The organism is Exiguobacterium sp. s26 (genome assembly GCF_018618235.1).
GTDB classification, from domain to species: domain Bacteria; phylum Bacillota; class Bacilli; order Exiguobacteriales; family Exiguobacteriaceae; genus Exiguobacterium; species Exiguobacterium chiriqhucha.
Genome location: NZ_JACSLS010000001.1, coordinates 144,090 through 170,479 on the forward strand (window position 1 = coordinate 144,090; position 26,390 = coordinate 170,479).

27 protein-coding genes and 1 riboswitch are annotated in these 26,390 nt (G+C 53.3%); of the genes, 20 read left to right on the plus strand and 7 right to left on the minus strand.

Annotated elements, in window-relative coordinates; genetic code table 11:
* Positions 1-72 precede the first annotated feature (72 nt).
* Positions 73-714 (minus strand): homing endonuclease associated repeat-containing protein, encoded by a 642-nt coding sequence (locus KNP82_RS00660; RefSeq protein ID WP_235045171.1) that lies wholly within the window; start codon positions 712-714, stop codon positions 73-75.
* A gap of 453 nt (positions 715-1,167) precedes the next feature.
* Between KNP82_RS00660 and KNP82_RS00665 the strand changes: the two genes are divergently transcribed.
* The 6 genes from KNP82_RS00665 (at position 1,168) to KNP82_RS00690 (ending at position 6,625) form a co-directional block, all read left to right on the plus strand.
* A complete protein-coding gene (locus tag KNP82_RS00665; RefSeq protein WP_214826654.1) occupies positions 1,168-1,980 on the plus strand; it encodes an undecaprenyl-diphosphate phosphatase in 813 nt (270 codons plus the stop codon).
* Positions 1,981-2,074: 94 nt separating this feature from the next.
* A riboswitch (FMN riboswitch) is annotated at positions 2,075-2,217 on the plus strand.
* 152 nt (positions 2,218-2,369) lie between these two features.
* Positions 2,370-3,449 (plus strand): bifunctional diaminohydroxyphosphoribosylaminopyrimidine deaminase/5-amino-6-(5-phosphoribosylamino)uracil reductase RibD, encoded by a 1,080-nt coding sequence (ribD, locus tag KNP82_RS00670; protein WP_214826658.1) that lies wholly within the window; start codon positions 2,370-2,372, stop codon positions 3,447-3,449.
* Entirely contained in the window at positions 3,430-4,071 is a 642-nt protein-coding gene (gene ribE, locus KNP82_RS00675; protein WP_029594945.1) for a riboflavin synthase, read from the plus strand. The genes ribD and ribE overlap by 20 nt, the downstream gene beginning before the upstream one ends.
* Positions 4,071-5,255, plus strand: coding sequence for a bifunctional 3,4-dihydroxy-2-butanone-4-phosphate synthase/GTP cyclohydrolase II (locus tag KNP82_RS00680; protein ID WP_029594946.1), 1,185 nt, complete (start codon positions 4,071-4,073; stop codon positions 5,253-5,255). The genes ribE and KNP82_RS00680 overlap by 1 nt, the downstream gene beginning before the upstream one ends.
* Positions 5,252-5,716, plus strand: a complete 465-nt coding sequence (gene ribH, locus KNP82_RS00685; RefSeq protein ID WP_021066479.1) for a 6,7-dimethyl-8-ribityllumazine synthase — start codon at positions 5,252-5,254, stop codon at positions 5,714-5,716. The genes KNP82_RS00680 and ribH overlap by 4 nt, the downstream gene beginning before the upstream one ends.
* A 93-nt stretch (positions 5,717-5,809) precedes the next feature.
* A complete protein-coding gene (locus KNP82_RS00690) occupies positions 5,810-6,625 on the plus strand; it encodes a ZIP family metal transporter (protein WP_131471904.1) in 816 nt (271 codons plus the stop codon).
* Positions 6,626-6,674: 49 nt separating this feature from the next.
* On the opposite strand, the gene KNP82_RS00695 is transcribed toward KNP82_RS00690, so the two are convergent.
* Positions 6,675-7,043 carry an iron chaperone gene (locus KNP82_RS00695; RefSeq protein WP_214826660.1) on the minus strand — a complete coding sequence of 123 codons (369 nt, stop codon included), beginning with the start codon at positions 7,041-7,043 and terminating at the stop codon, positions 6,675-6,677.
* A gap of 54 nt (positions 7,044-7,097) precedes the next feature.
* Positions 7,098-8,642: an L-glutamate gamma-semialdehyde dehydrogenase gene (gene pruA, locus KNP82_RS00700; RefSeq protein ID WP_021066482.1), complete on the minus strand. Its 1,545-nt coding sequence runs from the start codon at positions 8,640-8,642 to the stop codon at positions 7,098-7,100.
* Between the two features lie 171 nt (positions 8,643-8,813).
* Here pruA and KNP82_RS00705 point away from each other — a divergent pair, with 171 nt between their 5' ends.
* The 3 genes from KNP82_RS00705 to KNP82_RS00715 all read left to right on the plus strand — a co-directional run bounded on the left by KNP82_RS00705 (position 8,814) and on the right by KNP82_RS00715 (position 11,687).
* A complete protein-coding gene (locus KNP82_RS00705) occupies positions 8,814-9,629 on the plus strand; it encodes a nuclear transport factor 2 family protein (RefSeq protein ID WP_058764301.1) in 816 nt (271 codons plus the stop codon).
* A 12-nt stretch (positions 9,630-9,641) separates the two neighbouring features.
* A complete protein-coding gene (gene bcp / locus KNP82_RS00710; RefSeq protein WP_021066484.1) occupies positions 9,642-10,079 on the plus strand; it encodes a thioredoxin-dependent thiol peroxidase in 438 nt (145 codons plus the stop codon).
* A gap of 231 nt (positions 10,080-10,310) precedes the next feature.
* Complete coding sequence (locus KNP82_RS00715) at positions 10,311-11,687, plus strand: alanine/glycine:cation symporter family protein (RefSeq protein ID WP_029594951.1); 1,377 nt, start codon at positions 10,311-10,313, stop codon at positions 11,685-11,687.
* A 39-nt stretch (positions 11,688-11,726) separates the two neighbouring features.
* Here the strand turns inward: KNP82_RS00715 and KNP82_RS00720 are convergent, their stop codons facing one another.
* Positions 11,727-13,430 (minus strand): methyl-accepting chemotaxis protein, encoded by a 1,704-nt coding sequence (locus KNP82_RS00720; protein WP_029594952.1) that lies wholly within the window; start codon positions 13,428-13,430, stop codon positions 11,727-11,729.
* Between the two features lie 217 nt (positions 13,431-13,647).
* Here KNP82_RS00720 and gatC point away from each other — a divergent pair, with 217 nt between their 5' ends.
* From gatC to KNP82_RS00755, 7 genes are all read left to right on the plus strand, one after another.
* The gene (gene gatC / locus KNP82_RS00725) at positions 13,648-13,938 is read left to right on the plus strand and encodes an Asp-tRNA(Asn)/Glu-tRNA(Gln) amidotransferase subunit GatC (RefSeq protein ID WP_021066487.1); all 291 of its coding nucleotides are present in this window, start codon (positions 13,648-13,650) and stop codon (positions 13,936-13,938) included.
* An 11-nt stretch (positions 13,939-13,949) separates the two neighbouring features.
* A complete protein-coding gene (gene gatA, locus KNP82_RS00730; RefSeq protein ID WP_029594953.1) occupies positions 13,950-15,392 on the plus strand; it encodes an Asp-tRNA(Asn)/Glu-tRNA(Gln) amidotransferase subunit GatA in 1,443 nt (480 codons plus the stop codon).
* Positions 15,393-15,404: 12 nt separating this feature from the next.
* Positions 15,405-16,835 carry an Asp-tRNA(Asn)/Glu-tRNA(Gln) amidotransferase subunit GatB gene (gene gatB / locus KNP82_RS00735; protein WP_021066489.1) on the plus strand — a complete coding sequence of 477 codons (1,431 nt, stop codon included), beginning with the start codon at positions 15,405-15,407 and terminating at the stop codon, positions 16,833-16,835.
* A 61-nt stretch (positions 16,836-16,896) separates the two neighbouring features.
* Positions 16,897-17,898: a diacylglycerol kinase gene (locus KNP82_RS00740; RefSeq protein WP_029594954.1), complete on the plus strand. Its 1,002-nt coding sequence runs from the start codon at positions 16,897-16,899 to the stop codon at positions 17,896-17,898.
* Between the two features lie 96 nt (positions 17,899-17,994).
* Positions 17,995-19,356 (plus strand): 23S rRNA (uracil(1939)-C(5))-methyltransferase RlmD, encoded by a 1,362-nt coding sequence (gene rlmD, locus KNP82_RS00745; protein ID WP_131471912.1) that lies wholly within the window; start codon positions 17,995-17,997, stop codon positions 19,354-19,356.
* Positions 19,357-19,432: 76 nt separating this feature from the next.
* Positions 19,433-19,969 carry a GNAT family N-acetyltransferase gene (locus KNP82_RS00750; protein WP_029594956.1) on the plus strand — a complete coding sequence of 179 codons (537 nt, stop codon included), beginning with the start codon at positions 19,433-19,435 and terminating at the stop codon, positions 19,967-19,969.
* A 36-nt stretch (positions 19,970-20,005) separates the two neighbouring features.
* Positions 20,006-20,536, plus strand: coding sequence for a DM13 domain-containing protein (locus tag KNP82_RS00755; protein WP_029594957.1), 531 nt, complete (start codon positions 20,006-20,008; stop codon positions 20,534-20,536).
* Positions 20,537-20,640: 104 nt separating this feature from the next.
* On the opposite strand, the gene KNP82_RS00760 is transcribed toward KNP82_RS00755, so the two are convergent.
* The 3 genes from KNP82_RS00760 to KNP82_RS00770 are packed head-to-tail and all read right to left on the minus strand — an operon-like array spanning position 20,641 to position 22,655.
* Positions 20,641-21,360 carry a Fic/DOC family protein gene (locus tag KNP82_RS00760; protein WP_029594958.1) on the minus strand — a complete coding sequence of 240 codons (720 nt, stop codon included), beginning with the start codon at positions 21,358-21,360 and terminating at the stop codon, positions 20,641-20,643.
* Complete coding sequence (locus KNP82_RS00765) at positions 21,360-21,644, minus strand: antitoxin VbhA family protein (protein ID WP_242678983.1); 285 nt, start codon at positions 21,642-21,644, stop codon at positions 21,360-21,362. Before KNP82_RS00765 ends, KNP82_RS00760 begins: the two co-directional genes overlap by 1 nt.
* A 51-nt stretch (positions 21,645-21,695) precedes the next feature.
* A complete protein-coding gene (locus tag KNP82_RS00770; protein ID WP_214826662.1) occupies positions 21,696-22,655 on the minus strand; it encodes a DUF5692 family protein in 960 nt (319 codons plus the stop codon).
* A 217-nt stretch (positions 22,656-22,872) separates the two neighbouring features.
* On the opposite strand from KNP82_RS00770, the gene KNP82_RS00775 reads away from it, so the two are divergent.
* The 4 genes from KNP82_RS00775 (at position 22,873) to KNP82_RS00790 (ending at position 26,359) form a co-directional block, all read left to right on the plus strand.
* Positions 22,873-23,475 carry a TetR/AcrR family transcriptional regulator gene (locus tag KNP82_RS00775; RefSeq protein ID WP_214826664.1) on the plus strand — a complete coding sequence of 201 codons (603 nt, stop codon included), beginning with the start codon at positions 22,873-22,875 and terminating at the stop codon, positions 23,473-23,475.
* A 96-nt stretch (positions 23,476-23,571) separates the two neighbouring features.
* Entirely contained in the window at positions 23,572-24,579 is a 1,008-nt protein-coding gene (locus tag KNP82_RS00780) for a tRNA dihydrouridine synthase (protein WP_214717982.1), read from the plus strand.
* A 93-nt stretch (positions 24,580-24,672) separates the two neighbouring features.
* On the plus strand, positions 24,673-25,353 hold the full coding sequence (locus KNP82_RS00785; RefSeq protein WP_214826667.1) for a response regulator transcription factor: 681 nt from the start codon (positions 24,673-24,675) through the stop codon (positions 25,351-25,353).
* Between the two features lies 1 nt (position 25,354).
* Entirely contained in the window at positions 25,355-26,359 is a 1,005-nt protein-coding gene (locus KNP82_RS00790; RefSeq protein ID WP_214799227.1) for a sensor histidine kinase, read from the plus strand.
* Positions 26,360-26,390 lie beyond the last annotated feature (31 nt).

Here is a 26,390-nt window from a genome sequence, read left to right on the forward strand (position 1 = left end):
AGGACGATGACGCAACATCTACAAAATAAAGGAGGACACCGGATACCCGGCGTCCTCCTTATGAATGAAAGATTATAATTTCTGATTGAAAATTTCTGACTCGACCGCGTGAATCGCAGCCGACCATGAACCGTAACGATGAAGAATTGCTTTCGTGGATGGTTTGTTGTTCCGTTTTGCCCATTCGCGATACGCTTCGAAGGAAAGAGAGAAGCCCATCTCGTGAATCGCTTCACGGAGTGCGGTGGAGAGCTCTGATTTCGAGTACGTCACACTCGCTTCAAGTCCGGCTTCGGCGCAGGCGTCATGCCACGAACCGAACGTCTTGACGATATGGTAATGGCTCGGTGCTTTCGGATGGAGCTTGCGCCATTCCTGATACTTTTTGAGCGTGATAATCGATCCCATGTCGCGCGAGTAGAGGGCGAGTGTCTCGATGATATCTTCACGCGTGTACTTTGGCATTTTGTCCGGGAGATCGACAGTCGCCTCTCCGTGCCATTCATAGCCGGCGATTGCAAGCGCCTCGGCCCATGACCCGAACTGTCGGATAATCGACTCGGGAGATGGCCAGCTTTGTTCCATCGCGAAGCGACGATACACAGAGCGTCGTGGACGTTCCTTCAACAAGTCGCCGAGCAGTCGAATACAGTGAATCATCCTCTGCTGTTCGGTGGACAAGTGGTGGGATTTAGTGGATAGCGTTTGACTCAATGATGGTTCCTCCTTCCATGGACTCATATCTGAACCGACAAAGATGACGAAGTTGCTTCTACAATCATACTATCGGCCAGTTTTTACAATTTATAAGTGCATTGTTCAAGTTTTTTTAAACCGATTTTATGAACGGGTAGGTCTAAAGTCCTGTTTATACTTTGAAAAAATGGTAACAGTTCTATTACAAATTTAATATTAAATGGGTTCAATTGTAAACAAAAAGTTTTATCGTGGCTAATATGTAATAATCTGTACGAAAAAGTACCCAACTGGCCAATGGGGTCATCACCGTCGCACCAGTTGAGTACTCTTCTATAATAAATTTAATTTTCAGACTAATCAAATGAAAGTTTTGAAAATAACGATTTTTTTTTGAAAGGGTGGTCAGTGAAACGAACGGTCTGCTAAAATAATGGAATTGATGTAAATAAGAAAAGAGGATGTTACGATATGACAATATGGTTATTTTATCTCCTACTCGGCTTGATTCAAGGGTTCACCGAGCCGATTCCAATCTCATCAAGCGGTCACTTGGTCATCTTCCAAGAGCTGTTTGATATCGAGTTACCGGGGCTCTCCTTCGAGATTTTCGTGAACTTTGCCTCGTTGCTCGCCGTGTTAACGATTTATCGGCAGGACGTCGTCCGTCTCGTCGTCAGTCTGTGGACGTTCTTGTTTAAAAAGGACCGCAGTGACGAGACGATGGTCGACGTCAAGTTCATTGGTCTCTTGCTCGTCGCCACGGTCCCAGCCGGTGTGCTCGGCGTCCTGTTCGGCGATTGGATTGGCGAGAAGCTCAGCGGCGTCGCCACGGTCGGTTATACGCTTATCCTGACCGGGGTCGCGCTCTGGTTCATCCGGAATATGCGAGGGAATAAAGGAGACGGCGGCATCACGCTCCGCGACGCCATCTTAATCGGTCTCGCTCAAGCGGTCGCGCTCATCCCAGGGATCAGTCGCTCCGGGGCGACAATCGTCATGGCGATGTTGCTCGGCATCAAACAAGAGTCGGCGCTTCGCTTCTCGTTCTTCCTGTTCATCCCGATCAGTCTCGGGGTGACGATTTTAGATGGACCGGAGTTGTTCACGAATCCAGAAACACGTGATTTGTTCGGACCGCTCATCTTGGCGTTCATCGCCTCGTATGCGCTCACGGCCATCTCGCTCAAATGGTTCCAGCACATCATGGCGAAAGGCGAGCTCAAATACTTCTCCTTCTATTGCTGGGTTGTCGGACTCCTCGTCGTTTTATTCTTGGCTTGATTTACAAAGCGTTGCTCACACGAGCGGCGCTTTTTTTGCGCATTTCGTTTTGCCATCCATTTATTTTTGCGCTAAAGTGGAGACGTACAAACAAATATTCCTTCGGGGTCGGGTGAAAGTCCCAACCGGCGGTGATGGGCGCGAGCCTTAAGTCCGTGACCCGGTCGCACGTGTGCGAACGGTGGATCTAGTGCGATTCTAGAGCCGACAGTATAGTCTGGATGGGAGAAGGAAACATGACAGGTCCACGCGACCTGTAGTTCGTCGTACGTTTTTCTGTAAAGAAAACGCTTATTTGGCTTGCCCAAATGACGACGGACGACTCCCACCGAGACCTTGAGGATCATTCCTTGAGGTCTTTTTGTTTGTACGAAACAAGGAGGGAGATTATGCAACAGTACATGCAACAAGCCATCCAATTGGCCAAATCCGCCTCTTCGACCGGCGTCAATCCGCGCGTCGGGGCCGTCGTCGTCAAGGACGGTCGAGTCGTCGGGTTCGGCGCCCACTTGAAGGCGGGGGAAGCGCACGCCGAAGTGCACGCCATCCGCATGGCCGGTGCTGCCGCCTATGGCGCCACGATGTATGTCACGCTCGAACCGTGCTCGCATTATGGCAAGACACCGCCGTGTGCCGATTTAGTCGTAGAGTCGGGCATCAAACGGGTCGTCATCGCGATGACCGACCCGAATCCGCTCGTGTCAGGGCAAGGCATCGCTCGATTGAAAGCGGCCGGGATTGATGTCGAAGTCGGTCTGCTCGAGAGTGAGGCACGAACGCTCAACGTGGCGTTCTTGCGCTCGCTCGAGACGAAACGGCCGTATGTCATCTTAAAGACGGCGACGAGCCTTGACGGCAAAGTCGCCCTCGATACCGGTGACAGCAAGTGGGTGACCGGAACCGAAGCGAGACGGGACGTCCATGAACTGCGGGCGTCGGTCGATGCGATTTTGACCGGTGTCGGCACTGTCCTCGCTGATGACCCGGCCCTCACCGTCCGGCTCGACCGCGAGACGACGGAACCGCTCCGGGTCGTGCTAGACCGAGAGTTACGCACGCCGCTGTCAAGTCAGCTCGTCCGGACGGCGAACGATGTGCCGGTGCTACTCTACACGACGTCCGACGATCAAACGAAGCGGGACGCGTTCATCGAGCGCGGCGTCGAACTCGCGGCGTACACGTCGCTCGACGCTGTGCTGCAAGACGTCTACGCACGCGGCATCGGTCGTCTGCTCGTCGAAGCGGGACCGACGCTCGTCACATCACTCTTGGACGGACGGTTCGTCGACGAGTGGGTCATGTACCAGTCACCGCGCGTGTTCGGCGGCAAGGGCGGATTTTACCGTTCGCATCATGACGGTCCGCTCGATGCAATCAATCGGTATGACGTGCAATCGATCGAGACGGTCGGCGCCGACATCAAACTCATCATGCGAGAGGGGGAGTCCGATGTTCACGGGAATCGTTGAAGAAATCGGTAGTGTCAAGGCAGTGAAACGCAACGGTCCGTCCCTCCGGCTCACGCTCGCCGGAAAAATCGTCCTCGAGGACGTGAAGCTCGGTGACAGTATCTCCGTCAACGGCACCTGTCTCACCGTGACGACGTTCGATCGTGACAGCTTCTCGGTCGATGTCATGCCGGAAACGCTGAAGGCGTCGAGTCTCGACGGGGTCCGCCCCGGCACGAACGTTAACTTGGAGCGGGCTATGCCCGCGAACGGACGCTTCGGTGGTCACTTCGTATCGGGTCACGTCGACGGGGTCGGGCGCATCGTCAAAAAACAATCGCTCGCGAACGCGGTCTATGTCGACATCAGCTGTGAGCCATCTCTCCTCCGTTATATCGTCCCGAAAGGTTCGATTTCGGTCGACGGGACGAGCTTGACGGTGTTTGATGTGACGGAACGCGGCTTCACGTTGTCGCTCATCCCGCACACGTACAGTGAGACAGTGCTCGGGATGAAACAGGCTGGGGATGCGGTCAATTTGGAATGTGACATGTTGGCTAAGTATATGGAAAAACTCGTAAGTCAAAAACCGATGACGCTCGAATCGCTGGCGTCACAAGGGTATGGAAAGGCGGGATGGTAATGTTTCACTCGATTAAAGAAGCAGTCGAAGAGTTGAAGATGGGACGTCCCATCATCGTCGTCGACGATGAGGACCGGGAGAACGAAGGGGACTTCGTCGTCCTCGCGGATAAAATGACAGCAGAGACGATGAATTTCCTCATCACGGAAGGCAAAGGGCTCGTCTGCGCTTCTCTCGCTGAAGAAGTGGCCGTCCGGCTCGACTTGCAGCCGATGGTCGCGAACAGTACCGACCCGCACGGCACGGCGTTCACGGTCAGTGTCGACCACGTCGATTCGACGACGGGCATCTCGGCGAGCGAGCGGGCCCATACGGTGCGCGAACTCGCGAATAGCAACGCCCGTCCGGCCGATTTCCAACGTCCTGGTCATATCTTCCCGCTCATCGCCAAAAAAGGTGGCGTCTCCGTCCGGCGCGGGCATACGGAAGCGTCGGTCGATTTGGCGCGACTTGCCGGAAGTGAACCAGTCGCCGTCATCTGTGAGATTATCCGTCCGGACGGCGAGATGGCCCGGTTGCCGGACCTTGAACGTGTCGCACAAGCGCATGATTTAAAATTCATCACGATTGAGGAATTAGTTCGCTATATGGAGACGGACCTCGTCGAACGAGAGGCGGACGTCTCGCTCCCCTCGGTGAAAGGGGACTTCCGATTGATCGGTTATCGGAACGTCCTCGACCGGGAAGAACACGTCGCGCTCGTCAAAGGTGAGATCGAACACGCACCGCTCGTCCGGATTCATTCCGAATGTCTGACCGGTGACGTCTTCGGGTCCCATCGTTGCGATTGCGGGCCACAACTGGACACAGCGATGGCGAAAGTGGAAGCCGAAGGCGGTGTCATCTTGTATATGAGACAAGAAGGGCGTGGCATCGGTCTGCTCAATAAATTGAAGGCGTACGAACTACAAGAACAAGGGCTTGATACGGTCGAGGCGAACGTTGCGCTCGGACTTCATGCCGATTTGCGCGATTACCGGGTCAGCGCGGCCATGCTTCGTGACCTCGGCGTCACGAACGTCCGGCTCATGACGAACAACCCGGAAAAAGTCGATGCGTTAGAAGCGTGCGGCATCACGGTCATCGAACGTGTCCCGATTCTCGTCGGCGCCCATGCGGCGAACGAGAAGTACCGAATGACGAAACAACAAAAAATGAATCACTTTGGAGGAGAAGAATCATGATGCATACATTTGAAGGAAACTTGGTCGGAAAAGGCTTGAAAGTCGGAATCGTCGTCGGACGGTTCAACGATCTCATCACGATGCGCTTGCTAGACGGGGCGAAGGATGCGTTGAAGCGCCACGGCGTCGAACAAGACGACGTCGAGATCGCATTCGTCCCTGGGGCGTTCGAACTCCCACTTGTCGCGAAGAAGATGGCGATGAGCAAGAAATATGATGCCGTCATCACACTCGGGGCCGTCATCCGTGGGGCGACACCACACTTCGACTACGTCTGTAACGAGGCGGCGAAAGGCATCGCCCAGGCGAGTTATCAGTCAGAAGTACCGGTCATTTTCGGTGTCTTGACGACCGAGACGATTGAGCAAGCGATCGAGCGAGCTGGAACGAAAGCCGGGAACAAAGGTTGGGAAGCGGCAACGTCGGCCATCGAGATGGCGAACTTGATGCGCGCGTTTTAATTGGACGGGGGAGAGCGAACCAGCTCTCCTCTTTTTTGTCGTTAGCGACGCATGCGTCCCGGGAAAAGGATAGGGTGGAAGGAGGCGATGGTGATGTGGGAATGGGTGGCTCAACTGAGCCCGGCCATGCAGGCGTTGCTCGGGACGATGTTCACATGGGGGATGACCGCGCTCGGGGCGGCCATCGTCTTCATGACGAAGTCGATTAACGAGCGGTTGATGGACAGCATGCTCGGGTTTGCCGGCGGTGTCATGATAGCGGCCAGTTTTTGGTCACTCCTCGCCCCGGCCATCGAAATGGCGGAACAAGACGCGATGCCGGCTTGGTTTCCGGCCACCGTCGGTTTTTTAGTGGGTGGTCTGTTTTTGGCAGTCGTCGACAAACTGATTCCGCACGTGCATCCGACGTCTTCCCTCAAAGAAGTGGAGGGCATCCGTCCGCAAAAACGGAAGCGTAGCACGTTGCTCGTCTTGGCGATCACGCTGCATAACATCCCGGAAGGACTGGCCGTCGGCGTCGCCTTCGGGGCGGTCGCGGCCGATTTCCCGTCCGCATCGCTAACGGGTGCCATCGCCTTGGCCATCGGCATCGGTATTCAAAACTTTCCGGAAGGTGCCGCCGTATCGCTCCCGCTCAGACGGGATGGGCTCTCCCGGCGCCGAAGTTTTTTCTACGGTCAGTTATCGGGCATGGTCGAACCGGCGGCCGCACTGGTCGGCGTCTGGGCCGTGCTCGTCATGGAGCCGCTCTTGCCGTTCGCGCTCAGCTTTGCCGCCGGGGCGATGATTTTTGTCGTCGTCGAAGAAGTGATCCCGGGGTCGCAAGAGAATGGGCATAAAGATATGGCGTCGATGGCGTTGATGCTCGGCTTCACCATCATGATGATTTTGGACGTGGCGTTAGGATAAGCCACAGAAAAGGAGCGGTGACATGTGCGTCATCGCTCCTTCTTTCAGATCAACGCCAAAACGACGTGTGACCGGCCTTATCTTCGATATTGAACGCGATGATGTCACGAAGCAAATCGTAGTCGACGGTTTGGCTCCACTTGATACGGAACAGCTGTTTCGTCTGCGTATAGCCCGCCTCCCGGATTTGGATCTGGAACACCTCGAGCGGGACGGCCTCCGGCGCGACGGCAAAGTGTGCTTTGGCCACACTGAAGGCGATGATGAACGTCCCGTGATCGGTGAACATCGGCTGATTCCAGGCGATGCGTTCCTCGAGGTGCGGGAATGTCTCCCGGACCCACACGAATATGTCGTCCAGTTTGGCACGGTGTTCCAGGTCGTCAATCGTTGCTAAAAAATCGTCAAACGTCTCCATGAGAAACCTCCTTTGGTGAAAGAAAGCCCGACTCAGATGAGCCGGGCTGATTGATTAAAACGTCTCAGACGTCGTTTTTGCTTGCATGTGGAGCTGGATGTAATCCGGTCCGCCTGCTTTTGAGTCTGTACCTGACATGTTGAACCCGCCGAACGGCTGATAGCCGACGATGGCGCCTGTGCAACCACGGTTGAAATACAAGTTCCCGACGTGGAAGTTCTGACGCGCGTACTCTTGGTTCGAGCGGTCACGCGTGAGGACAGCACCCGTCAAGCCGTATTCCGTGTTGTTGGCGATGTCGATCGCTTCTTTGAAGTCTTTCGCTTTCGTGAAGGCGACGATCGGTCCAAAGATTTCTTCTTGCATGAGACGTGCTTTCGGCGCGACGTCAGCGACGACCGTCGGCTCGATGAAGTAGCCTGTCGAGTCGTCGGCTTTACCACCGGCGACGATTTTGCCTTCTTCTTTGGCGACGTCGAAGTATGATGTGATTTTTTTGAACGCGGCCGCATCGATGACCGGTCCCATGAAGTGTTCGTTTTGCTCCGTGTTGCCGACCGAGAGTTCGTTCGTCAATTCGACGACGCGGTCGAGCACCGTGTCATACACGCTGTCGACGATGACGGCACGAGAACAAGCCGAACATTTTTGACCAGAGAAGCCGAACGCCGATTTGACGATTGACTGGGCCGCGAGTTCGAGATCCGCTGATTCGTCGACGACGATCGTATCTTTTCCGCCCATCTCTGCGATGACGCGTTTGAGCCAGATTTGGCCGTCGTTCAATTTCGACGCACGCTCGTTGATGCGCAAGCCGACATCACGTGAACCTGTGAAGCTGATGAAGCGTGTCTTCGGATGGTCGACGAGATAGTCACCGACTTCTGCACCTGGTCCTGGGATGAAGTTGAGGACGCCTTTCGGAAGGCCTGCTTCTTCCATGACCTCGACGAATTTCGCAGCGACGATCGGTGTCGTCGATGCTGGTTTCAAGAGGATCGTGTTACCGGCAACGATAGCCGCGACGGCCGTCCCTGCCATGATTGCGAACGGGAAGTTCCAAGGGCTGATGACGATCCCGACCCCGAGTGGGATGTAGTCATAGCGGTTGTATTCGCCCGGACGGCTCTCGACTTTTTTACCTGGTTTGAGCTCGAGCATTTGACGTGCATAGTATTCCATGAAGTCGATCGCTTCTGCTGTATCCGCGTCCGCTTCGTTCCACGGCTTGCCTGCCTCCTTGACGAGGTAAGCTGAGAACTCGTGCTTGCGCTTGCGGACGATGTTCGCCGCTTTGAACAAGACGTCGGCACGGACGGCCGGATCGACATGGCGCCATGAGTCGAACGCTGTGAGCGCTTCTTGCATCGCACGCTCAGCGAGCTCTTGGTTCGCTTTCGAGACGTGACCGATGACTTCTTCTTTATTGGCCGGGTTGTAAGACGTGATTTTGCCTTCCGTCGTAACTTTCTCCCCACCGATTACGAGCGGATAGTCTTTTCCGAGCTCACCGTTGACTTTCTCGATCGCCGCTTGGATGGCTGCGGCGTTCTCTTTGTTTGTAAAGTCTGTGAATGGTTCATGTTTGTATGGAATCATTCTCGTTCCCCCTTAAAAGTGATCGTATATTGAAGCGCTTACGTCTGTATTGTATCGAAAATCGTGGTGAAATCCTAGTGAAACAATTTTCCAGAAAAGCGTGTCGTTTTCGCTCGAAATCGAGTCGTGGTAGGATGAGGGTACAGGACGACTTGCGAAGGGAATGATTGAATGAACAAGTGGATGATGCCGCTCGCGCTGACCGTGTTGCTCGCGGGATGCGGGACGGCGGACGAAACGCCGACGGAAGAGGCGGCCGAAGAGACGAAAACGCCGCTCCCGGAAGCGGTCGAGACCTTGTATACGTCATACCAACAAGCGCTCGAAAACGGTGATGCGGCGGCACTCAAAGCCATCGACTATGCGGGCGAGTTGACCGACATCCCGGCGACCGGTGCCGAGATGCGTGGCCTCACGCCGGGCGATATGTACGAGAGCTGGGTGAACGAGGACGGGGACGTCGCGTTCATCGTCCATGAGATGGAGGATGCGGACGGCAATGAACTGCCGAACCGACTTTCGAAAGTCGCTATCAAAGAAGGGGAGGACTGGAAACTCGTCGTCACCCCGGCTCTTATCCCGGCCGACGTGATTGGGGAAGTTGGCGACATGTTGACGGGAATCGAGGCGAACGAGTACGGCGTGAATGCAGAAGCGAACGCCCGTCTCGCCGAAGTGCCGGAAGACGAGGCTGGCCCGATTTATGACCAAGTGAACGCCCAGACCGACTACGTCGCGCTCGAGGCCGACAATAACGTCTTCTTGCTCATGGCCGAGACGCTCACGGTGCCGGAAAACCAAGACACGATGGCCAACTACTTCGAGGCGTACCGGACGTGGTATACCGACAATGAGGCGGCACTTAAAAAGGCCGCTGCAACAGAAGATCCGGTCGAGTATCTCGAAGTGCTCGAACCGCTCAAACAAAAATTAGAACAAGCGATCGACGGTTATGACGAGAATCTCGTCGACCCGTCGTTCGGATAAGGAGGAAATAACATGTTAGCACCGACATTCACATTACCGAACCAAAACGGGGACATGATCTCGCTCGAGGACTACCGGGGCCAGAAAGTCGTGCTTTATTTTTACCCGAAGGACGCGACACCGGGTTGTACGACCGAGGCATGTGACTTCCGCGATGCGACACCGCGATTGAACGGGGCCGTCGTCCTCGGCATCTCGGCCGACAGCCAGAAGAAGCACCAAAACTTCATCGCCAAACATGAGCTGCCGTTCGATTTGCTCGTTGACGACACGCATGAGGTGTCGGAGCTATACGGCGTTTGGCAATTGAAAAAGAATTACGGGAAAGAGTACTATGGCATCGTCCGTTCGACGTTCCTCATCAACGAGGACGGCTATATCGAACAGGAATGGCGCAGTGTGAAAGTGAACGGACACGTCGACGAGGTCGTCGCGGCGCTCACGACATGAAACGAGACGGCTTCCAAAACGGGGGCCGTTTTTTTGTGCGCCTCGCATTACAATTTTATTTCAAATACTAAATTCAGAATTAGGGTAAGATAAAGCGGAAAAGTGGTATATTACAAAAATATTACACGACATCGGACCGGATTAATGCCTTGTCAACTTGACGAAGTTGAGAATGTTCTGAAAAATATGAAGGAACGGTGAACACCAGATTTACATAGGGGGCAGAGTAGCATGGAAAAGTTTGAAGCGGTCCTGACGAGTTTATCGAACCTCGTCTGGGGGCCACACTTATTGATTCTATTGATTGGGACAGGCGTCTATTTGACGTTCCGGCTCGGCTTTATCCAAGTGACGCGGCTCGGATACGGTTTGAAAGAGGCGTTCCTCCCGAAACAGAAAACGGGAGCGGAAGCAGAGAAACAGAAAAAGCAACGCGGTGACATCTCTCACTTCCAAGCGCTCATGACAGCGCTCGCGGCCACGGTCGGGACCGGGAACATGGTCGGCGTTGCGACGGCGGTCGTCCTCGGGGGACCGGGCGCCATCGTCTGGATGTGGCTCTCCGGTTTCATCGGGATGGCGACGAAGTACGCCGAGGCGATTCTCGCCGTCAAATATCGTGTCGTCGATGAGCGGGGCGAGATTGCCGGCGGACCGATGTATTACTTGGAGCACGGCTTGAAGAAGAAGTGGCTCGGCATGACGTTCGCCTTGTTCGCTGCGATTGCCGCGTTCGGCATCGGCAACGGCGTCCAGACGAACTCAATCAGTATGGCACTCAACACGTCATTCGGGATCCCGATGCTCGTGACGGGCATCGGGCTCATGGTGCTGACTGGATTCGTTATCCTCGGGGGCGTCAAATCGATTGGGAAAGTCGTCGGCGTGTTCGTGCCCGTTATGATCATCGGCTATGTCGGTGGGGGTCTCGTCATCCTCGTCATGAACTTCGAGTTGATTCCGTCGGCGTTCGCGACCATCTTCTCGAGCACGTTCAGTGCGGAAGCTATCGGCGGTGGGGCGCTCGGTGCCGCGATTCGATACGGGGTCGCACGCGGCGTGTTCTCGAATGAGGCGGGCCTCGGCTCGGCGCCAATCGCAGCGGCAGCCGCGAAGACCGATTTCCCGGGACGACAGGCGCTCGTCTCGATGACGCAAGTGTTGATCGATACGCTCATCGTCTGTTCGATCACCGGGTTGACGATTGTCATGAGTGGTCAGTATACGAGCGGTCTGCAAGGCATCGAGTTGACGCAAGCGTCATTCGCGTACTTCCTCGGTCCGATTGGGGAACTGATCGTCACAATCTCGCTCGTCTTCTTCGCGTTTTCGACAGTGATCGGCTGGTGTTATTATGGGGAACGGTCGGTCTATTACTTGCTCGGGGAGAAAGCCATCATGCCGTATCGGATGATGTATATCGTCGTCGCCGGACTTGGTGCGATGACGACGAACTTGAACTTGATTTGGGCCATCTCGGACGTCTTCAACGGCCTGATGGCGATTCCAAACTTGATTGGTCTCTTGTTCTTGTCAGGTGTCGTCGTCGCCGAGACGAAGCGTTTCGAGCTCGAACGGAAAAAAGAACTGCGGCAAGCGGCCGCTTAACCAAAAGGAAGCGCCCTCGCATGAGGACGCTTCCTTTTGTCATACTTTGAATTGACCGATCAACGTGTTCAATTCGTCCATCTTCTGTTGCGAGATCTCGGTGACACGGTTCAACTCGCTGAAGCGGTCGACAGACATCGTCACTTTCTCAGCGATTTCCTGCGTGCCGAGCGCACCGTTGTTGACCGTCACGGCCACGTCTTGGATGACCCTGATCATGTTCGACGTCAACTGTTCGAGTTCGATGGCGGCCTCGGCGAACTCGGAGGCGGTCGCTTCGAACCGGCCGGCGTCTTCGCTGTAATGCTCGGCCGCTTCCTCGAGTTGGTCATAGTCTTTCAACACGTTCGTATCGAGGAAATGGAGCATCTCGCTCGACGTGTCGTTCAAATGGTCGACGGAGTGGAGCACGGTCGTCGAGATGGCTTGAATCCGTTCGACGGTCGTCCGGCTCGTCTCGGCCAGTTTCCGAATCTCATCGGCGACGACGGCGAACCCGCGTCCCGCTTCACCGGCCCGAGCGGCTTCAATCGAGGCGTTCAATGACAACAGGTTCGTCTGGGCAGCGATGTCCAAAATGTCGTTCGTGAGCGTCGCAATCTCGCGGACGGCTTTGGCGTCTTGCATTGCCTGCTCCAAGTTGACGCGCGTCGACGACAGGACGTGGAGCGCGGACGCTTTCGCCTCGACGGCATGGTCGCGCAAGGCGACGGCGCGGGTATCGACTTGCTCGGCCTCGGCTTTTCGCTCGGCGGCCATCGTCACGATGTTGTGCAGCGTCCGTTCCATATCAGAGGCGGACGCGTTCATTTCTTGGGCGCTCGCGGCCGTCTGTTGCATCCCGGCCGTCAAGTCCTCGGTCGTGGCGGCCGTCGTCGTCATATACGTGTCGAGCTCGCGCAACTCGTCATACATGTGTGCCGACTGTTCGGTCACCCCGTGAGACACACCGTTCACTTGCAAAATCAATTGCCGCAGATTGGCGAGGAACTGGTTGAAGTCGCGGGCGAGTCCCGAGAACTCGTCGCGGCGCTTCACCGGGATGGCCGTCGTCAAATCACCTTCGCTCGTGGCCAACTCCCGCATCTTCACTTTGAACTCCTTGAGCGGCTCGAAAATCGAGCGGAAGATGAACACCATCATAAGCACGGTGAAGATGACGGCCGCGGCCATGATGACGATGAGCGTGAGCTGGACTTGTTCGAACAGCGCCGCACCGGATTCCGTGTCAGACCGAATCTCATCGCGGTTCAAGTTGACGAGCAGACCGAGCGTGTTCGAGAGGGCGTCGGCGGCCGGTGTCGCCGTGTCCCGGATATAGGCGTCGGCCGCGGCTTGACCGTCCTCGTTCGAGATGCGGACGAGCTCCTCGATGTTCGTTTTAAATGTCGCCCATTGATCCGTCGCTTGATCGAACAGCTCTTGATCGGCTTTCGTGATGATGGTCGATGAATAACCGCTCATTTGTTGTTCGAGAATCGTGATGCCCGTGTTGAGGTTCGTTTCGACATTTTGCTTCGTCACCTCGTCCTCGATCAAGGCGTGACGCATCATCTGTTGACGAATCTCAAGCAGCTGTTTATCGACGAGATGAATTTGGTCCATCCCCGGTACCCACGAGACGGTCATATCTTGTTGGGCGGCCTTGGATGCATTCAACGCATAAAACGAGTAGCCGCTCACCCCGAGCAACAACACGAGCAAGACGGTGAACGCGACGATCAGTTTATTACGAATTGACATAGGAATCCCCCTCGAAAAAATAATGCTTCTTTCTAAGCATAATGAGATTAGGGGACGGACCGAATAGGCGTTTTTGGAAACGAGTCAATATTACGAGGACATTCCCTAAGTTTTCAAAAAAGACATCAAGATTGGCGAGATGGGATTTTCTTTTTTGTCTTATAAAAAAGTGGTATGATAATGGACGATGTATTGAAAACTGTTGGAGGTGGAACCTTTGGCTCGAATCACAGAAGCTGAAGTTCGGCACGTCGCCGGACTCGCCCGACTTGCGATCACAGAAGATGAAGTGACGCACTTCACGGAGCAATTGACAAAAATCCTCGAGTTCGCCGAGCAACTCGATGAATTGGATACGACGGGCGTCATCCCGACGACCCATGCCCTAGATTTGAAAAACGTACTACGCAAAGACGAGGTTCGTCCTTCACTTCCACGCGAGGAAGTCGAACGGATGGCACCTGATTGGGAGAACGGCCAAGTCCGTGTCCCAGCGGTCTTTGAATAAGGAGGCCCTTCATGAGTTTATTTGATCACGGTGTAGCCAAGCTGCATACGCTTATAAAAGAAGGCGAAGTCACGGTATCCGACCTCGTCAAAGAATCATTTGACCGCATCGAGGCGACCGACGAGAAAATCGGTGCCTTCTTGACGCTCAACGAAGACGCGTTCGAACAGGCGAAACGGATGGACGAGCTCGCCAAGACCTCGGACAACCCGCTCTTCGGTTTACCAATCGGCGTCAAAGACAACATCGTCACGAAAGGGACACGCACGACGTGTGCCTCGAAGTTCCTCGAGAACTTTGTCCCGGCACATGACGCGACGGTCGTCGAGCGTCTCCATGACGCCGGTGCCGTCACAATCGGGAAGTTGAACATGGACGAGTTCGCGATGGGTTCATCGAACGAGAACTCGGCGTTCAAAGTCGTCCGCAACCCGTGGGACCCGACGCGCGTACCAGGCGGTTCGTCAGGCGGTTCAGCAGCAACGGTCGCGGCCGGACAAGTCCTGTTCAGCCTCGGCTCGGATACGGGTGGCTCGATTCGTCAGCCGGCAGCCTATTGTGGCGTCGTCGGGATGAAACCGACGTACGGTCTCGTCTCACGTTACGGCCTCGTCGCATTCGCCTCGTCGCTCGACCAAATCGGTCCGCTCACACGTACGGTCGAAGATAACGCCTACTTGTTGAACGCGATTGCCGGTCATTGCGACATGGACTCGACGTCAGCAACGGTCGACCTTCCGGATTACACGAAATCGCTTCACGGCGACATCAAAGGCATGAAGCTCGCACTTCCAAAAGAGTTCATGGCCGAAGGCGTGTCAGACGGTGTCCGCAAACAAATTGAAGAAGCGGTCGAGACGCTCAAATCGCTCGGTGCGACGGTCGAGGAGGTCTCGCTCCCGACAGTGAAATACGCGCTCCCGACATACTACTTGCTCGCGTCATCAGAAGCATCTTCGAACCTCGCCCGGTTTGACGGCATCCGTTACGGACGTCGCGCCGAGGCCGATGCGCTCGAAGAAGTGTTCACGTATTCGCGCGAACAAGGTTTCGGGGAAGAAGTGAAACGCCGCATCATGCTCGGGACGTACGCACTCAGCTCGGGTTATTACGATGCGTTCTACAAGAAATCGCAACAGGTCCGCACGCTCATGAAGCAAGACTTCGCGAACGTGTTCGCCGACTACGACGCGATTATCGGACCGACTGCGCCGACGGTCGCGTTCAAACTCGGTGACCAGCTCGAAGATCCGCTCACGATGTATGCCAACGATATTATGACGATTCCGGTCAACTTGGCGGGCATCCCGGCCATCTCGGTACCGGCTGGCTTGTCAGAAGGCCTCCCGGTCGGTTTACAGATCATCGGGAACCATTTCAGTGAACCAACACTCTACCGCGTGGCCCATGCTTTTGAACAAGCAAACGGCGGTTTCAAGATGCCACAGCTCTAAGGAGGACGTACGATGAACTTTGAAACGATCATCGGGATCGAGGTGCACGCCGAGCTGAGCACGAAGTCGAAGATTTGGTGTGGCTGCTCGCGCACATACGGTGCCGAAACGAATACACAGACGTGTCCGATTTGTCTCGGACACCCGGGCGTCTTGCCTAAATTGAACGAAGAGGCGGTCAATCTCGCCATCAAGGCCGCGATGGCACTCAACTGCGAAATCGCGACCGATACGAAATTTGACCGCAAGAACTACTTCTATCCGGATACGCCGAAAGCGTACCAAATCTCGCAGTTCGACCAGCCGATCGGTTTCAACGGCCACGTCGACGTCGAAGTCGACGGTGAGATGAAACGGTTCCGCATCGAACGCGTCCATCTCGAAGAAGATGCCGGGAAGATGAACCACACGGGCGAGAAACACTCGGTCGTCGACTTCAACCGGACCGGGTCACCCCTCATCGAAATCGTCAGTGAGGCTGACATGCGTTCACCGAAAGACGCCGTCGCTTATCTTGAGCGCTTGAAAGAAGTGCTCTCGTTCGCGGGCGTCTCGGACGTCAAGATGGAAGAAGGGTCGCTCCGTTGCGACTGTAACATCTCGGTCCGTCCGTTCGGTCAAGAGCCGTTCGGCACGAAGACGGAGCTCAAAAACTTGAACTCGTTCTCGAACGTCTTGAAGGCGCTCGAGTATGAGGAAGACCGTCACCGTAAACTGCTCATCACGGGCGGCGTCATGCGTCAAGAGACGCTCCGTTTTGACGAGGCGGCGAAGAAGACGATCCTCATGCGTGTCAAAGAAGGAGCGGCCGATTACCGCTACTTCCCAGAGCCGGACCTCGTCCGTCTCGAAATCGATGAGGAATGGAAAGAACGCATCCGCGCCACGCTTCCGGAACTTCCGGTCGCACGTCGCGAACGTTATATGAACAACTACGGCTTGTCGGCTTATGACGCCAAGGCGCTCACGTCGACGCGGGAGTTCTCGGACTTCTTCGAAGCGACGACTGCGGCCGGTGCCGAACCGAAAGCGGCAGCGAACTGGCTCATGGGCGAAGTGCTCGGCCACTTGAACAAATCGGACGATACGATCGAGACGATGAAATTGACGCCGAGCTCGCTCGCGGAGTTGATTCGTTTGATTGGAGAAGGTACAATTTCTTCGAAGATCGCCAAACGCGTGTTCACAGCCATGATCGAAGAAGGCGCCGAGCCGAAGGCGTACGTCGAAGCGAACGGTCTCGCCCAAATCTCGGACGAGAACTTGCTCCGCGGCTACATCCTTGACTTGTTCGAAGCGCATCCGCAGATGATTGAAGACTTTAAGAACGGGAAAGACCGTGCCAAAGGCTTTATCATCGGACAGATCATGAAGCAGACGAAAGGGATGGCGAACCCGGCACTCCTCGATGGCTTGTTCCACGAAGAGATCGCCAAACGCTAAACAAGCGGCGAGGCACTTGTGTCTCGCTTTTCGCTCGACTTGAGCATGGGGAGAGAATAGTATGCAACGAAAACGCGCACGGGTCATCTATAACCCGACATCTGGAAAAGAAGTGATCAAACGGGAACTCCCGTACATTTTGAACCGCCTCGAGGATGCGGGTTATGAGACGTCGACGTACGCGACGAAAGCAATCGGCGACGCGACGCTCGAAGCCGTTCGAGCCGCGGAGGCCGAGTTCGACTTGATTATCGCGGCTGGTGGGGACGGGACGCTGAACGAGGTTATCTCGGGACTCGCCCCGCTCGACACGCGTCCGACGATCGGACTCATCCCAGTCGGAACGACGAACGACTTTGCCCGAGCGATGCGGATTCCGCTCAACGTCGTCGGTGCCCTCGACGTCATCTGTGACGGTTTCGAGATGCCGGTCGACCTCGGTGAGATTGAAGGGGAGACAGGGGATATCCACTACTTCATCAATATCGCCGGTGGCGGCATCATGACGGAGCTGTCGTACGAGGTGCCGTCGAAACTGAAGACGGCGCTCGGTCAGCTCGCCTATTACGTCAAAGGGATGGAGAAGCTTCCACTCATCAAGCCGACGTATATCGAGCTCGAGCACGACGAGGGCACGTTCAGCGGCGAGGTCATGATTTTCCTCACGTCGAACTCGAACTCGGTCGGTGGCTTCGAGAAGATTTCACCACACGCCTCACTGAACGACGGACTGTTCGACTTGTTCATCTTGCGCAAGTGTAACTTGTTCGAGTTCATCCACGTCGTCGGTTTGTTGCTCCGTGGTGAGCACTTGTCGAGTCCGCTCGTCGAGCACGTCAAGACGGGACGCGTCAAGATGAAGACGACGACGGAACGGATGAGTCTCAATATCGACGGCGAATACGGCGGCGAATGCACGGGCGAGATGCGAAACTTGTTCCGTCACTTGACGGTGCTCGCACCGAACGCGCGCATCCGTGAGATGGAAGACTTGAACGCCCAGTATGAACGCGAGCAGATGATCAAACAGCTGTTCAACGTGTCAAACGAGAAAGCAGAATGATTCGGCTCGGCGTGGCGCACACGCCGAGCTTTTCGTTCGCTTGGAACGGGTATGAACCAATACACACTATTTTTTGAATCGGGAAAGGAGAGACTCATGTTACCAGTCCAAAAAAATGACCGTCTCGACGTCCACATCCACGACCTCACGCATGAGGGCGCGGGCGTGGCACGCGTCGACGGTTATACGTTGTTCGTCCCGAACGCACTTCCGGGAGAGACCGTGGAGATCGTCGTGACGAAGACGAATAAACAGTACGGGTTCGCCCGCTTGATCGATGTGAAAGAAGCGAGTGCGGACCGCGTTGAGCCACCGTGCCCGATTTTCTATCAGTGCGGGGGCTGTCAGCTCCAACACTTCAGCTACGACGGCCAGCTCCGTCAAAAACGGGACCGTGTCGTCGATGCGTTGAAGCGACTTGGCCAATTCGATGTGCCTGTCCACGAGACGATCGGCATGCCGGAACCATGGCGTTACCGCAACAAGGCGCAAGTGCCGTTCAAAGACGAGGCCGGCCGCCTCGTCGCCGGTTTTTATCGTCCACGTTCGCACGACATCGTCGAGATGAAGGAATGTCTCATCCAAGACGAGCGCAACGATGAGGCCGTCCAAGTCGTCCGTGACGTGCTCGCGGCGCACGGTGTGCCGGCGTACGATGAGAAGACCGGGCGCGGCGTCATCCGCCACGTCATGGCCCGTTACGGCTACCATTCGGGTGAATTGATGATCGTCCTCATCACGAAGACGACGAAAATCAAAGGCGTGAATGAGATTGTCGCCGACATCTTGAAACGTCTGCCGGACTTGACGTCGATCATGCAAAACGTCAACCCGGACAAGACGAACGTCATCTTAGGGTCGACGAACAAATTGTTGTATGGCCATGAGACGATTGAGGACAAAATCGGCGGACTGACGTTCACGATTTCCCCGCACTCGTTCTTCCAAGTCAACCCGATCCAGACGGAGAAGCTGTACGGCAAGGCGCTCGAATACGCGCAACTCACCGGGACGGAACAAGTCGTCGACGCCTATTGCGGCATCGGGACGATCAGTCTGTTCCTCGCCCGGAAAGCGGCGCACGTGTACGGCGTCGAAGTCGTACCGGAAGCGATTGAGGACGCGAAACAGAACGCGCTCGTCAACGAAATCGACAACGTGACGTACGCGTGTGGAGCGGCGGAAGATGTGTTGCCGCAGTGGAAGAAGGATGGCATCAATCCAGACGTCATCGTCGTCGATCCGCCGCGTAAAGGCTGTGCCGAGTCGTTCCTCGAGACGATGGTCGAGATGGCACCGAAGCGCATCGTCTACGTGTCGTGTAACGTCGCGACGCAAGCGCGCGATATGCGTTATCTTGCGGACCGTGGATACAAATTAGTCGAAGTCACACCGGTCGACATGTTCCCGCATACGGCGCATGTGGAGACGGTGGCGTGGTTAGAGAAAGTGGAATAAGATGAATACAGATGAACCTTCGATTTTGTTTGAAATCGGAGGTTTTTTTAGGATCAAGACGATAAGGAGCGTGTGGATGAAGATTCAGCGTTATGTAGAGTTAGAACTTGATGAGACATTGAGTAATGAAATCAGTGAGTTGTTGGTGGTGTCATTTGAACCGCTCTATCCGAATCGTCGATATTTCAAGCAATTGCCTCACCTCCGTCTTCTCGCTTTTGGGGACGAAGGTCAAGTCGTTGGTCATGTCGGACTAGACTATCGAGTGATGAATTTGAACGGGGAACCGATTCAAGTTCTTGGTGTGATTGATTTATGCGTCAAAAAAGAGATGCAGGGCGACGGTATTGGTAAGGCGTTATTGGATGAGGTCATTGGTGTAGGAGAGACGAATCAAGTCGATTTCCTCTTATTGTTTGCGGACCGACCTGATCTTTATTTACGAGCGGGATTCAACCATGTCAACAACACGTGTACGTGGCTCAAAATCGACGATGAACGGCAGATGACACGTGGAATTGGGGAAGCATCCTTTGATGAGTTGATGATTCGGCCTGTAGGGAATAAAGCATGGTCGGACGGTCATTTGGATTTAGTAGGTTACTTGTACTGAGAACTGAAGATTTTCTCATGAAAAGGAGTGAAGAGGATGCGAAACGTGACAAAAGTGATCCTAGGTATAGTGGGAGTAGCCGTCCTGTTGATTGGGTGGTGGCTCATTTCTCCTATTTTCTTGGACGAGACGGTTGATGAGGGACTTCCGCCGACGTCAATTGACGCAACTGTAGACGAGGAGGGCGAAGCCGAGGAAGCGACGGAACCCCCGTCGTCTGAGGATGACGGCACCGCTAAGGAGTTTGCCGACTTGGCAGGAGTGTTCATGGATGGAGAAAAGAACTATGAAACGTCAGGGAACATTCAAACGATCCGTGCAGAAGACGGCGTGTACCTGCGCTTCGAAGATTTCCAAACGACAAATGGGCCCGACTTGTTCGTCTATTTGATTCAGCCGGAGATGGAGACGACAGAAGGAATTCGTCTAGGCGCATTAAAGGGCAATACCGGGAACCAAAATTATTTGATTCCTGAAGATGTTGATTTCACGCAATACACGACCGTCGTGATCTGGTGTCGGGCGTTCGATGCAACGTTTGGTACGGGAGAGTTAAGTCCACAATAACGCGAATACATTAAAAGTTAAGGCCTTCATCTAATGACATTAGAAAAACAACAACCTTAGTGTGACCGATGAACGGTTTCTCTAAGGTTGTCTGTTTTTTTGAATTATGATTCATGAGGGTCTGTAGAGAACGGATTCTCTTCGTAACTAGAAACGTTATATGAACCAATTGTGCGATACTTTTCAGAAGAAGCGTCACTATCTGACAAGCTATTAGAGACATCAATAGATAAAGCATCATTTATGATTTTGTATAAATAGGTCGGATCTGGCACTTCATTGATGGCAGCCATGACGAGGGCATTTCTAAGGTAACCAGCGTTATTAGAAAGCAATTCTGCATTAAAAGACAAATTATGATGTTGAGCGAAAAGTTTCATGAAAACAGAAACGGTACGGGTATTCCCTTCGCGAAAAGGATGAACCCGCCACAAATCTGTCATTAGCTTAGCGAAATAGATGGGCAGTCGTATATTTTGATGGGTCCATGTGATTTTTTGTTTCCAATCAAAGATAGATGCTAAGTCCGTTTGAATCTGCAAAGAATCACTGTAAATCACAGATATACCGCCCAAAATTCGCTCATTTTTATAGATATTGATTGAGCGAAAATCGCCGGCCCATTCATATAGTTCGTTGAATAGATGTCGATGGATTTGTTGTAGAGAATGATAACTATCGAAGTCTACTTTCGAAATGAGCGATTCGATTTCTAATAAGTTTGCAATGATAAGTTGCGCTTCAACAGTAATCAGTTGTTGCTCGTCAGTTATCCCAAGCTTATTTATAAGCACACTTGTATTGGGGTAAACGTAAGGATCCATTAGGATTGCTGTGCTTTCGCATACTGCTCCATAATGGCTTGTTTAAACTGAGCTGAAGTGATCTCGCCATTTTCATATCGACTTAGCAATTTTTGTGTGAAAGGACTTGGTTTTCCCCCATCGATTGCAGCCATACCAACTGCAAATTTCACTTGTTTTTGACGTTCGATATATGAATTCTTATCCACTTTTCTCACCCTTTTCACTTTGATCAAATTATTTACAATTATATCATACACGGAAAATCTTTTTTGAAGAGGCAACTTATTTTCAGCTGCTCTCAAAGCTATCTAAATGCACGTAACAAAAGACGGGCATTGAGGCCCGTCTTTTGTTTACAATGCTTTACCGATGACAGCTTCCCGTTCAGGAGCAGTGTCTTCACGCATCGCGTTGATTTCTTTATACTCGTTCGTATCTTTCCACAATTCATCTTTCAACGGATTGAGTTTGTATTTGACGATTCGCGTCACTTGCCAGACGGCGAGGACGACGTTCAGTGCCAAACTGAGCAGGGCGATCGTCCAGTTCGCTGCCGGGTTGTAGGACACACTCACATTGAACGTGCTACCGACAGCAAAGAAGTAAGGGAACGTCATGACCCACATCATCCAAAACGAGAGCGTCTGGGCACGGTTTTGCATCCATGTACCTTTTGCCCATAAGAGTACGGGCACTGTCGCAGCGATGTTCAAAGCGAAGCCTGAGTAAAAAGCGTTACCCGGCGCACATGAATAGACGTAGGCGATGTTCCAAACACCATAGGCGATAATCCATAGCTTCGTCTGGTCGGGCCAGAGCATGTCTTTTTTCTTACCAGATGTCGCGAAGATCCCGACCCAGCCGCAGATGAGGACCAAGTTCAAGATTCCGGCGACGGCGTTCACGTAGTTCCACCCGCCCGAGATGTAGTACATCCCATCGACCATCCCTTCAAATCCCATGATGCCGACTTGGAACTCTCGAACGACGGCCTCGACGATGTTGAGTGCCAAAATACCTGGGACGAGCATCAAATACCATGGATGCTTCTTATGGTAATCGGTGAAGCGGATGACCATGTAAATCAAGCTTCCGGCCAATGCTGAATACACTTTCACCCAATGGAACCATGAGGTGATTTCAGGATCGGCGGTGAAAAACCAAATCGGGGTTAAGGCGATCGGTACGGCCATGAACATGAAGATACTTGCTTTTTTGCTAGATCGGACGATTTCATTCAACCCGATTAATAGACCGAAGACGACGAACCACATCACGACATTGTACCAAGGGATAGACTCAAAGAAGAACATACGATAACGCCCCTTTCATTTCTAAAGGATAGTGATGAAGCAACGACGAAAAGATGATGTCTTTAAACATACCGAACGTTCGTTATGTTTATGTGAAAAGTGTAACAAACTAATGAAAGCGATGTCAATACAGTTTGGTACGTCACAGGGACATGTCATAAATCCGACAAATCATTATGATATAATTAGCCATTATTACGTGAGGAGCGTCGGGCATATGATGAACGAAGGAAAACAAAAGATATTAGAAGCGGCGCGAGCGACGATTATCGAAAACGGGATTCAAGGTACGACGCTTCGGGGAATCGCAAAAAAAGCGGGCTTTAGCACGGGCGCAATCTATCATTATTACAGTTCGAAAGAGGCTATTCTGTATGACGTGATGGATGAAGGATTAGGTGAGATTCGACGAATCGCGACCATCTCGATTGAAGATAAGAAAGAGGCCCACGAAATCATTCAAGAAATCTTTGATGGGATGCAAGACCGACTCAAAAAAGATGCGGAAAGCCGTTTGCAGTTTTATTTGGCTCATGAGGCGATGCTCGGGAATGTGGAGTTACAAAATAAGTTTAAAGAAAAATACGAGGATTGGATCAATCGCGTCGAAGCTATCTTTGTGAGAGCGTACTGCGTTGAACGCGGACCCTCGACGAGAGCGGTCGCCGCGTGGACGATGGCTGCAATCGATGGGATGGTGCTCCAAACGCTGTTGAATGTTCAAGTTGTCGAATCTGAGCACACGAATCGTATATTAGAGTATTTGCTGCAGGACGGATTTGCTCACTTCTTTAAAATCATCGAAAATGAACAACGCTGAGCTTTTTAAAGTATTGTCAGTTGATACATTCCCGCGTCCATAATAAGATAGATAAAGTGATTTTATTGGATTGACTACGAAAGGGAATGATTTGACATGAAAGAAAACTTCTGGCGCGACCTTCCGCGTCCATTCTTTATACTTGCCCCGATGGAAGACGTGACCGATGTCGTCTTCCGCCACGTCGTCGCCCATGCCGGCCGACCAGACGTGTTCTTCACCGAGTTTGCGAACTCGGACAGCTATTGCCATCCGGAAGGGAAAGGCAGCCTGCGCGGGCGCTTGACGTTCACTGAGGACGAGCAGCCGATGGTCGCCCACATTTGGGGCGACAACCCTGACTACTTCCGTGAGATGAGCATCGGCATGGCTGAGATGGGCTATAAAGGCCTCGACATCAACATGGGTTGTCCGGTGCCGAACGTGGCCAAGCGCGGGAAAGGGAGCGGACTCATCCTTCGTCCTGACGTCGCAGCGGAACTCATCCAAGCGGCGAAAGCCGGCGGAATCCCCGTCAGCGTTAAGACACGTCTCGGATTCGCGAAGCTCGATGAGTGGCGCGACTGGTTGACGCATCTCTTGAAACAAGACATCGCCAACTTGTCGATTCACTTGCGCACACGCAACGAGATGAGTAAAGTCGACGCGCACTGGGAGATGATCCCGGATATCGTCAAACTGCGCGATGAGATCGCACCGGACACACTCATCACGATTAACGGAGATATCCTCGACCGTCAGATGGGGTTAGAACTCGTCGAGAAGTATGGCGTCGACGGCGTCATGATTGGCCGCGGGATTTTCAAGAACCCATTCGCGTTCGAGAAAGAACCGCGTGAGCATTCGATGGAAGAGTACCTCGACTTGCTTCGTCTCCAACTCGACCTGCAAGACAAGTTCCAAGAAGAGGTGCCGCGTTCAATCTCGAACTTGCACCGCTTCTTCAAGATTTACGTGAAAGGGTTCCGCGGGGCGAGTGACCTCCGTGTGAAGCTCATGGACACAAAATCGACAGACGAAGTGCGGGCACATCTCGATGCGTTCGTTGAGAACTATCATAGAGAAGAAGCGGCGCTTGCCGAGGCAGCATCGACAGTCGAATAATGTTTTACCGGGATTCAGTGTATACTGGGTCCCTTTTTTCGATAGAATTGGAAGAGAAGTTTGAGTAGTCGAAACGAAACAGGAGGAGTAGACATGCACATTTTAATCGTGGAAGACGACCGGACAATCGCCTCCGGTCTCCAATATTCGCTCGAACAAGAACAATTCACGACGACGTTGTGCCAGAACGCGACCGACGCGACACGTTTGATTGAACAACAGTTACATACGATCGACCTGTGTCTATTCGACTTGTCGTTGCCGGACGGGAGCGGCTATGACTTATGTCGGCTCGTGAAGCAAAAACAGGATACGCCCGTCATCTTTTTGACGGCGTTCGATGATGAAGTGAACGTCGTCATGGGACTCGATATGGGGGCGGACGACTACATCACGAAACCGTTCCGGGTCCGTGAACTCATCTCACGGATTCACTCGGTATTGCGCCGCTACCATAAACAAGCCAGCTCACCCGTTTTGACAATCGGGGCGGTTGAAATCAATACCCAAGACGCCAAAGTCACAAAGGATGGGAGCGAGATTTTATTGACGGCGCTTGAATACCGCTTATTGCTCATCTTCGGCAGACATACAGGACAAGTGTTGTCCCGCGCCCAGCTGCTCGACCAGATTTGGGACATGGGTGGGGACTTCGTGAATGACAATACGTTGACCGTCTACATCAAACGGTTACGCGAGAAGCTCGAAGACGACCCGCAACGGCCGACGTTGATTAAGACGGTTCGCGGGATTGGCTATAAGGTGGAACGCTGACATGTTGCGCAATCGAGAAATCCGTATCTATTTAGTCAGTCTGTTGCTGCTGATTGGGGTGGCTTCTATCGTCGCATCTTTGTTCCTATCGATGGAGGCCGTCATTCTCGTCCTCCTTTTGTCGGTCGCGTTCTTGATCGTGACATATCGGTTCACGACGTGGCGCTATCGGGAAATCAATCAGCTGTCGAGTTACCTGCAAGAGATCAGCAACGGCAATTATAAACTCGATGTCCGCGACAACCGTGAAGGCGAGCTCAGTCTATTGAAGAGCCAAATCTATAAAGTGACGAAGATGCTGTCCGAGCAAGGGACGCATCTCGAAGAGGACAAGCAGAAGTTGACGGATGCCCTCTCCGACATCTCCCATCAGCTGAAAACCCCGCTCACCTCGATGACCGTCATGGCGGACTTGCTCAGTGACCCACGGCTGTCAGATGACAAGCGTCAAGAGTTCACGCATAACGTACAAGTGCAGCTCGAGCGGATGGAGTGGCTCGTCTCGTCACTGCTCAAGCTGTCTAAAATCGATGCCGGGACGATTCAGTTCAAACGGGAACCGGTATCCGTCCCCGCACTCGTTCAAGCCGTGACGAAACCGATGCTCGTGCCAATCGATATCAAAATGCAGCGGCTTCAGATTACGGGTGAGCGTGATGTCACGTTCGAAGGCGACTTGAAGTGGACGACCGAGGCGCTCATCAACATCTTGAAAAATTGCGTCGAACATACACCGGAAGAAGGGGAGCTGTTCATCGAATTTAGCGAGAACACACTGTACACGGAAATCGTCATCCGTGACACGGGGAGCGGCATCGCCAAACAAGACATCCCGTATATTTTCCAACGTTTTTATAAGGGTATGAATGCGAGTGACGACAGCGTCGGCATCGGGCTTGCCATGGCCCACAGCATCATCACAAGCCAACAAGGTGAACTGACCGTCCGCAGTGAACGTGGAGCCGGGACCGCGTTTCAAATTCGATTCTACAAAGCAATCGTCTAAGTGACGAAACAGTCACTTTTGAGTCACGGAC

What these genes read in the sequence shown, in the direction of transcription:
- KNP82_RS00665 (WP_214826654.1), top strand. Translation starts at nt 1,168, where the DNA reads ATGACAATATGGTTATTTTATCTCCTACTCGGCTTGATTCAAGGGTTC.
- ribD (WP_214826658.1), top strand. Translation starts at nt 2,370, where the DNA reads ATGCAACAGTACATGCAACAAGCCATCCAATTGGCCAAATCCGCCTCT.
- ribE (WP_029594945.1), top strand. Translation starts at nt 3,430, where the DNA reads ATGTTCACGGGAATCGTTGAAGAAATCGGTAGTGTCAAGGCAGTGAAA.
- KNP82_RS00680 (WP_029594946.1), top strand. Translation starts at nt 4,071, where the DNA reads ATGTTTCACTCGATTAAAGAAGCAGTCGAAGAGTTGAAGATGGGACGT.
- ribH (WP_021066479.1), top strand. Translation starts at nt 5,252, where the DNA reads ATGATGCATACATTTGAAGGAAACTTGGTCGGAAAAGGCTTGAAAGTC.
- KNP82_RS00690 (WP_131471904.1), top strand. Translation starts at nt 5,810, where the DNA reads ATGTGGGAATGGGTGGCTCAACTGAGCCCGGCCATGCAGGCGTTGCTC.
- KNP82_RS00695 (WP_214826660.1), bottom strand. Translation starts at nt 7,043, where the DNA reads ATGGAGACGTTTGACGATTTTTTAGCAACGATTGACGACCTGGAACAC.
- pruA (WP_021066482.1), bottom strand. Translation starts at nt 8,642, where the DNA reads ATGATTCCATACAAACATGAACCATTCACAGACTTTACAAACAAAGAG.
- KNP82_RS00705 (WP_058764301.1), top strand. Translation starts at nt 8,814, where the DNA reads ATGAACAAGTGGATGATGCCGCTCGCGCTGACCGTGTTGCTCGCGGGA.
- bcp (WP_021066484.1), top strand. Translation starts at nt 9,642, where the DNA reads ATGTTAGCACCGACATTCACATTACCGAACCAAAACGGGGACATGATC.
- KNP82_RS00715 (WP_029594951.1), top strand. Translation starts at nt 10,311, where the DNA reads ATGGAAAAGTTTGAAGCGGTCCTGACGAGTTTATCGAACCTCGTCTGG.
- KNP82_RS00720 (WP_029594952.1), bottom strand. Translation starts at nt 13,430, where the DNA reads ATGTCAATTCGTAATAAACTGATCGTCGCGTTCACCGTCTTGCTCGTG.
- gatA (WP_029594953.1), top strand. Translation starts at nt 13,950, where the DNA reads ATGAGTTTATTTGATCACGGTGTAGCCAAGCTGCATACGCTTATAAAA.
- gatB (WP_021066489.1), top strand. Translation starts at nt 15,405, where the DNA reads ATGAACTTTGAAACGATCATCGGGATCGAGGTGCACGCCGAGCTGAGC.
- KNP82_RS00740 (WP_029594954.1), top strand. Translation starts at nt 16,897, where the DNA reads ATGCAACGAAAACGCGCACGGGTCATCTATAACCCGACATCTGGAAAA.
- rlmD (WP_131471912.1), top strand. Translation starts at nt 17,995, where the DNA reads ATGTTACCAGTCCAAAAAAATGACCGTCTCGACGTCCACATCCACGAC.
- KNP82_RS00750 (WP_029594956.1), top strand. Translation starts at nt 19,433, where the DNA reads ATGAAGATTCAGCGTTATGTAGAGTTAGAACTTGATGAGACATTGAGT.
- KNP82_RS00755 (WP_029594957.1), top strand. Translation starts at nt 20,006, where the DNA reads ATGCGAAACGTGACAAAAGTGATCCTAGGTATAGTGGGAGTAGCCGTC.
- KNP82_RS00760 (WP_029594958.1), bottom strand. Translation starts at nt 21,360, where the DNA reads ATGGATCCTTACGTTTACCCCAATACAAGTGTGCTTATAAATAAGCTT.
- KNP82_RS00770 (WP_214826662.1), bottom strand. Translation starts at nt 22,655, where the DNA reads ATGTTCTTCTTTGAGTCTATCCCTTGGTACAATGTCGTGATGTGGTTC.
- KNP82_RS00775 (WP_214826664.1), top strand. Translation starts at nt 22,873, where the DNA reads ATGATGAACGAAGGAAAACAAAAGATATTAGAAGCGGCGCGAGCGACG.
- KNP82_RS00780 (WP_214717982.1), top strand. Translation starts at nt 23,572, where the DNA reads ATGAAAGAAAACTTCTGGCGCGACCTTCCGCGTCCATTCTTTATACTT.
- KNP82_RS00785 (WP_214826667.1), top strand. Translation starts at nt 24,673, where the DNA reads ATGCACATTTTAATCGTGGAAGACGACCGGACAATCGCCTCCGGTCTC.
- KNP82_RS00790 (WP_214799227.1), top strand. Translation starts at nt 25,355, where the DNA reads ATGTTGCGCAATCGAGAAATCCGTATCTATTTAGTCAGTCTGTTGCTG.